General features: G+C 63.4%; 6 protein-coding genes. 4 read left to right on the forward strand and 2 right to left on the reverse strand.

The annotated features are described in order from the left end of the window. On the reverse strand, positions 1–328 hold a 328-nt coding region (locus tag EOA60_RS14545), incomplete at its 3' end, for an SDR family NAD(P)-dependent oxidoreductase (RefSeq protein WP_128311537.1). 102 nt (positions 329–430) lie between these two features. Between EOA60_RS14545 and EOA60_RS14550 the strand changes: the two genes are divergently transcribed. Next, positions 431–1,303: a helix-turn-helix transcriptional regulator gene (locus EOA60_RS14550; protein ID WP_095824946.1), complete on the forward strand. Its 873-nt coding sequence runs from the start codon at positions 431–433 to the stop codon at positions 1,301–1,303. Positions 1,304–1,315: 12 nt separating this feature from the next. On the opposite strand, the gene EOA60_RS14555 is transcribed toward EOA60_RS14550, so the two are convergent. Continuing rightward, the gene (locus tag EOA60_RS14555; protein WP_095812645.1) at positions 1,316–1,945 is read right to left on the reverse strand and encodes a TetR family transcriptional regulator C-terminal domain-containing protein; all 630 of its coding nucleotides are present in this window, start codon (positions 1,943–1,945) and stop codon (positions 1,316–1,318) included. A 254-nt stretch (positions 1,946–2,199) separates the two neighbouring features. Here EOA60_RS14555 and EOA60_RS14560 point away from each other — a divergent pair, with 254 nt between their 5' ends. The 3 genes from EOA60_RS14560 to hydA all read left to right on the forward strand — a co-directional run. After that, positions 2,200–3,528: an aspartate aminotransferase family protein gene (locus tag EOA60_RS14560; RefSeq protein ID WP_095824945.1), complete on the forward strand. Its 1,329-nt coding sequence runs from the start codon at positions 2,200–2,202 to the stop codon at positions 3,526–3,528. Positions 3,529–3,597: 69 nt separating this feature from the next. Then, on the forward strand, positions 3,598–4,848 hold the full coding sequence (locus tag EOA60_RS14565; protein ID WP_095824944.1) for a Zn-dependent hydrolase: 1,251 nt from the start codon (positions 3,598–3,600) through the stop codon (positions 4,846–4,848). Positions 4,849–4,912: 64 nt separating this feature from the next. After that, positions 4,913–6,223: dihydropyrimidinase (gene hydA / locus EOA60_RS14570; RefSeq protein ID WP_128311539.1), on the forward strand; the 1,311-nt coding region annotated here is incomplete at its 3' end.

Below are 6,223 nucleotides of genomic sequence, written 5' to 3' on the forward strand. Positions count from 1 at the left end.
TTTCGTAGCCGTCGGCGCTCACTTGCCTTTTTGCGCCTTCGCCGCCCGTGCCGACGCCGGCATTGCTGATCAATATGTCGAGCCGGTCGGTTCCTGCCCGCACGGCGCCGGCAAGGCGGCGCACTTCGGCGAGCGACGAAAGATCCGCAAGCAGAAATTCGGCGTTGCCGCCCTCGGCTTCGATGGCAGCGACTGTCGCCTTGGCGCGAGTTTGGTCGCGGCCATGTACCAGCACGCGGGCGCCGGCAGCGCCGAGCCTTTCAGCGACCACGCGGCCAACCCCGTCGGTCGAGCCGGTGACGAGAACGGTCTTATTCTTAAGTTCCATGTTCAGAGCCTCCTTATGCTGCTCTGAACGCAAGATGGGGCGCGGCGCGCAGGCCAAACAGTTCAATTTTTATCCTGGTATCGATACTGCTATAATAGCTGCATGGATGCCGTGCCCCATTCCCCTGACGACAGCCGCCGCCGCGAGCTCGGCGCTTTCCTGCGCTCGCGCCGGGAGCGGCTCTCGCCTGCCGACATTGGGATTGCGAGCGGCGCCAGGCGGCGTACGCCCGGGCTGAGGCGCGAGGAAGTGGCGATGATCGCCGGCGTCGGCACCACCTGGTACACCTGGCTGGAGCAGGGGCGGGACGTGCGGCCCTCGGTCGAGGTGCTGACCGCGCTCTGCGAGGCGCTGCGCCTGCACGCCGTCGAGAAGCGGCATCTGTTCATCCTTGCCGGCCGCCAGCAGCCGGAGCAGCGCACGGCGACGTCTGAAAAGGTCGACGCCACACTGCTGCACATGCTGGGGAGCCTCGTCCTACAGCCGGCTTATGTGGTTGGCCGGCGTTGGGATGTGCTCGCCTGGAATCCGGCGGCGGTCGCCTTGTTCGGCGACTATGGCCTGCTCGAGGGCGATGCCCGCAACATCGTCCATCTGGTGTTCACAAGCCCGCATCACCGCCGGCTGCTGGTCGACTGGGAAGCGCTTGCCCGCGTGGTGCTCGCTTCGTTTCGCGCGGAGAGCGCCAAATATGTCGGCGATCCGGATTTCGAGCGGCTGATCGCGCTGATGATGCGCTCAAGCCCGGAGTTCCGTGATTGGTGGCCGCGGCGGGACGTGGCGAGAAGGCTGACGGGCGTGAAACATGTCCGCCATCCCACAGCCGGCCCGATGGCTTTCGAACATATGAGCCTGTCGATCGACGACGGCTCAGACATGCGGCTGATCGTCTACACGCCGTTGACCGAGCAGAATACGATCGCCAAGCTCAAGAAGCTGCTGGAAGAGAAGCCCCCCGAGCGGCGCAGCGCCTGATCTTCGCCCGACCTAAGCTTTCGGCTTCAGCCCATCGAGGAACAGTTGCTCCAGGAACCGGGCAGCATCCTCGAAGCGGCCGTCGCCGCCGCGGTCGGGGCCGAGCACGGCGCGCACCTGGACGTCGAAATCGGCGTAATGCTGCGTCGTCGCCCAGATCGAGAAGATCAGATGCCAGGGGTCGGTGCGGGCGATCTTGCCGGCGCGCATCCAGCCCTTGATGACGGCGGCCTTCTCCTCGACCAGCGTTTTCAGCTCGCCCTCCAGCATCGGCATGATGCGCGGCGCGCCCTGCAGGATCTCGTTGGCGAAGAGCCGGCTTTCGCGTGGAAAATCGCGCGCCATTTCGAGCTTGCGTCGGATGTAGCTTCTGAGCTCGGTCATCGGATCACCGATATCGTCAAGCTCGCGGAGCGGCGCCAGCCAGGTGTCCAGCAGCCGCTGCATCAATGTCTCGTGAATGTCCTCCTTGCGGCGGAAGTAATAGAGAAGGTTCGGCTTCGACATGCCGGCGGCTTCGGCAATCTGGTCGATGGTCGAACCGCGAAAACCGTTGGCGGAGAAGACTTCCAGCGCGGCTTCCAGGATGAGCTCGCGCTTTTCCTGCTGGATGCGGGTGCGGCGTGGAGCTGAGCCTTCCATCCTGTCCGTCATCCTTGCCGGCTGCTGCCGTGTGGGCACTCTGGACCAATTCTCTGGACCAGTTTTTCTCCGAGCCGTGGAGCGCGCTTTCGATGCCGCATTTCCGTTAGTAGTCCCTTGACCGCCGACAGGGCGGTGCTAACGTTTGTCCAACCGGTCAAAATTTTGCGTAGCACGAAAACGCAACGAAGACCAAGCCTTGGGAAGACCAAGCGTTAGCGCACAGAAACAGGTTACAAGGGGAAATCTTGGTCATGTCCAACCGGCTGAAAGTCACGCCGAACGATCTCAGCGCATTCTGGATGCCGTTCACGGCAAATCGGCAGTTCAAGCAGGCGCCGCGCATGTTCGTGTCCGCCAAGGACATGCACTACACGACGAGCGATGGCCGCAAGGTGCTCGACGGCACTGCAGGCCTCTGGTGCGTCAACGCCGGCCACTGCCGGCCGAAGATCACCGAGGCCATTCAGCAGCAGGCCGCCGAACTCGACTATGCGCCGGCCTTCCAGATGGGCCACCCGATCGTCTTCGAACTGGCGAACCGCCTGGTCGATATCGCGCCGAAGGGCATGCACCATGTGTTCTTCACCAATTCCGGTTCGGAATCGGTCGAGACCGCGTTGAAGATGGCGATCGCCTATCACCGTGTCCGAGGCGAGGGCTCGCGCACCCGGCTGATCGGCCGCGAGCGCGGCTATCACGGCGTCAATTTCGGCGGCATTTCGGTCGGCGGCATCGTCGCCAACCGCAAGATGTTCGGCACGCTGCTCGGCGGCGTCGACCATCTGCCGCACACCCATCTGCCGGAGAAGAATGCCTTCTCGAAGGGCGTGCCCGAGCACGGCGCCGAATTGGCGAACGAGCTGGACCGTCTCGTCACCCTGCATGACGCCTCGACCATCGCGGCGGTCATCGTCGAGCCGGTCGCAGGCTCGACCGGCGTCATCCTGCCGCCGAAAGGCTACCTGCAGAAGCTTCGAGAAATCTGCACCAAGCACGGCATATTGTTGATCTTCGATGAAGTGATCACCGGCTTCGGCCGTCTTGGCGCGCCATTCGCCGCCGATTATTTCGGCGTCACGCCGGATATCATGACGACGGCCAAGGGCGTGTCCAACGGCGTCATCCCGATGGGCGCGGTTTTCGTGAAGAAGGAAATCCACGACGCCTTCATGAACGGCCCGGAGCACATGATCGAGTTCTTCCACGGCTACACCTATTCGGGCAATCCGATCGCCTGCGCCGCGGCTCTCGGCACTTTGGACACCTACAAGGAAGAAGGCCTGCTAACCCGCGGCGAGGAGCTGGCGCCTTACTGGGAAGACGCGCTGCATTCGTTGAAGGGCGAGCCGCATGTCATCGACATCCGCAATATCGGCCTGATCGGCGCGATCGAGCTTGCGCCGATCGCCGGTAGCCCGACCAAGCGGGCCTTCTCGGCCTTCGTCAAAGCGTTCGAACGCGGCGCGCTGATCCGCACAACCGGCGACATCATCGCGCTGTCGCCGCCGCTGATCATCACCAAGGGCCAGATCAACGAACTGATCGACCATGTTCGCGATGTTCTGCGCTCGATAGACTAACTGCTCAAACCGCTCGGGCGGCGACGGGAACCGCCGCCCGACCGGAGACCTGAAATGAGAGGACTTTGAATGGCCGCCCCCGGCGAGAATCTGCGAATCAATTCAGACCGTTTGTGGGATTCCATCATGGAGATGGCGAAGATCGGCCCCGGCATCGCCGGGGGCAACAATCGCCAGACGCTGACCGATTCCGACAAGCAAGGCCGCGAACTGTTCAGGTCCTGGTGCGACGAGGCCGGGCTCACGATGGGCGTGGACCAGATGGGCACCATGTTCATGACGCGGCCCGGCACCGATCCGGACGCGCTGCCGGTCTATGTCGGTTCCCATCTCGATACCCAGCCGACCGGCGGCAAATATGACGGCGTGCTCGGAGTGCTCTCTGGCCTCGAGGTCGTGCGCTCGCTCAACGATCTCGGCATCAAGACCAAACATCCGATCGTCGTCACCAACTGGACGAACGAGGAGGGAGCCCGTTTCGCGCCGGCCATGCTCGCCTCCGGCGTGTTCGCAGGCGTTCACACGCAGGATTATGCCTATGCCCGCAAGGATCTCGACGGCCTGAGCTTCGGCGACGAGCTGAAGCGGATCGGTTGGGTCGGCGACGAGACGGTCGGCGCGCGTAAGATGCACGCCTATTTCGAGTACCATATCGAGCAGGGGCCCATCCTCGAGGCCGAGAACAAGCAGATCGGCGTGGTGACCCACTGCCAGGGCCTGTGGTGGCTGGAATTCACGCTGACCGGCAGGGAGGCGCATACCGGCTCGACCCCGATGAACATGCGCGTCAATGCGGGGTTGGCCATGGCCCGCATCCTGGAGATGGTGCAGACGGTCGCGATGGAGAACCAGCCTGGCGCTGTCGGCGGTGTAGGCCAGGTGAAGTTCTCGCCCAACTCCCGCAACGTGCTGCCGGGCACGGTGATCTTCACTGTCGATATCCGCTCGCCCGATAAGGCGAAGCTCGACGGCATGCGCGCGCGCATCGAGAAGGAGGCGCCGAATATCTGCGAGCCGCTCGGCGTGAAATGCGCCGTCGAGGCGGTCGGCCATTTCGATCCGGTGACCTTCGATCCGACGCTGGTCGGCCGTGTCCGCACCGCCGCCGAGAAGCTGGGCTACAGCCATATGAACATCATCTCCGGCGCCGGCCACGACGCCTGCTGGGCGGCCAAGGTCGCGCCGGCGACCATGGTCATGTGTCCCTGTGTCGGCGGGCTCAGCCACAACGAGGCCGAGGACATCTCCAAGGAATGGGCGGCGGCAGGCGCCGATGTGCTGTTCCACGCGGTGGTCGAGACGGCAGGAATCGTCGAATGACCGAATAGAAATCACCTCGAAAAAGCCGCTCGCAAAGAAGCGTGAAAAGATCAGGGGAACGGATATGACCAAAGTCATCAAGAACGGCACCATCGTCACCGCCGACCGCACGTGGAAAGCCGACGTGCTGATGCAGCACGGCAAGATCATCGCCATCGGCTCGAACCTGCATGGCGATCACGAGTTCGACGCCACTGGCTGCTATGTCATGCCGGGCGGCATCGATCCGCACACCCATCTCGAAATGCCCTTCATGGGCACCTATTCGGCCGACGATTTCGAATCCGGCACGCGCGCGGCGCTTTCGGGCGGCACGACCATGGTCGTCGATTTCTGCCTGCCGGCGCCGCAGCAGTCGCTGCTGGAGGCGCTGCAGATGTGGGACAACAAGACCTCGAAAGCTGCCTGCGACTATTCCTTCCACATGGCGATCACCTGGTGGGGCAAGCAGGTCTTCGACGAGATGGCCACCGTCGTCGACAGGGGCATCACCTCGTTCAAGCACTTCATGGCCTACAAGGGCGCGCTGATGGTCGACGACGACGAGATGTATTCCTCGTTCCAGCGCTGCGCCGATCTCGGCGCGCTGCCGCTGGTCCATGCCGAAAATGGCGACGTGGTCGCGGCACTCTCGCAGAAGCTGCTTGCCGCCGGCAATAACGGCCCCGAGGGGCATGCCTATTCGCGTCCGCCCGAAGTGGAAGGCGAGGCGACAAACCGCGCCATCATGATCGCCGACATGGCGGGCGTGCCGCTCTATGTCGTGCACGTCTCCTGCGAGCAGAGCCATGAAGCCATCCGCCGGGCACGCCAGAAGGGCATGCGCGTCTATGGCGAGCCGCTGATCCAGCACCTGACGCTCGACGAGAGCGAATATTTCAACAAGGACTGGGACCATGCGGCGCGGCGCGTGATGAGCCCGCCTTTCCGCAGCAAGTGGCACCAGGATTCACTATGGGCAGGCCTGCAGGCCGGATCGCTGCAGGTGGTGGCGACTGACCACTGCTCCTTCACCACCAAGCAGAAGCGCAACGGCGTCGGCGACTTCACCAAGATCCCGAACGGCACCGGCGGCCTCGAGGATCGTTTGCCCGTGCTTTGGACCAGCGGCGTCAACACCGGCCGGCTGACGATGAACGAGTTCGTCGCGGTGACCTCGACCAACATCGCCAAGATCCTCAACATGTATCCGAAGAAGGGCGCGATCGTCGAAGGCGCGGATGCCGACATCGTGGTCTGGGGCCCGAAGCGCGAGAAGACGATCACGGCCAAGAACCAGCAGTCGGTGATCGACTACAACGTCTTTGAGGGTTTCGAGGTGACAGGGCTGCCGCGCTTCGTCTTTTCGCGCGGCGAACTGTCGATCGAAGAAGCG

The sequence above is a fragment of the Mesorhizobium sp. M1A.F.Ca.IN.020.06.1.1 genome (assembly GCF_004023265.1).
Taxonomy (GTDB): Bacteria; Pseudomonadota; Alphaproteobacteria; order Rhizobiales; family Rhizobiaceae; genus Mesorhizobium.

Coding starts and splice junctions, on each gene's coding strand:
- EOA60_RS14555 (WP_095812645.1), bottom strand. CDS start 1,945: ATGGAAGGCTCAGCTCCACGCCGCACCCGCATCCAGCAGGAAAAGCGC.
- EOA60_RS14560 (WP_095824945.1), top strand. CDS start 2,200: ATGTCCAACCGGCTGAAAGTCACGCCGAACGATCTCAGCGCATTCTGG.
- EOA60_RS14550 (WP_095824946.1), top strand. CDS start 431: ATGGATGCCGTGCCCCATTCCCCTGACGACAGCCGCCGCCGCGAGCTC.
- EOA60_RS14565 (WP_095824944.1), top strand. CDS start 3,598: ATGGCCGCCCCCGGCGAGAATCTGCGAATCAATTCAGACCGTTTGTGG.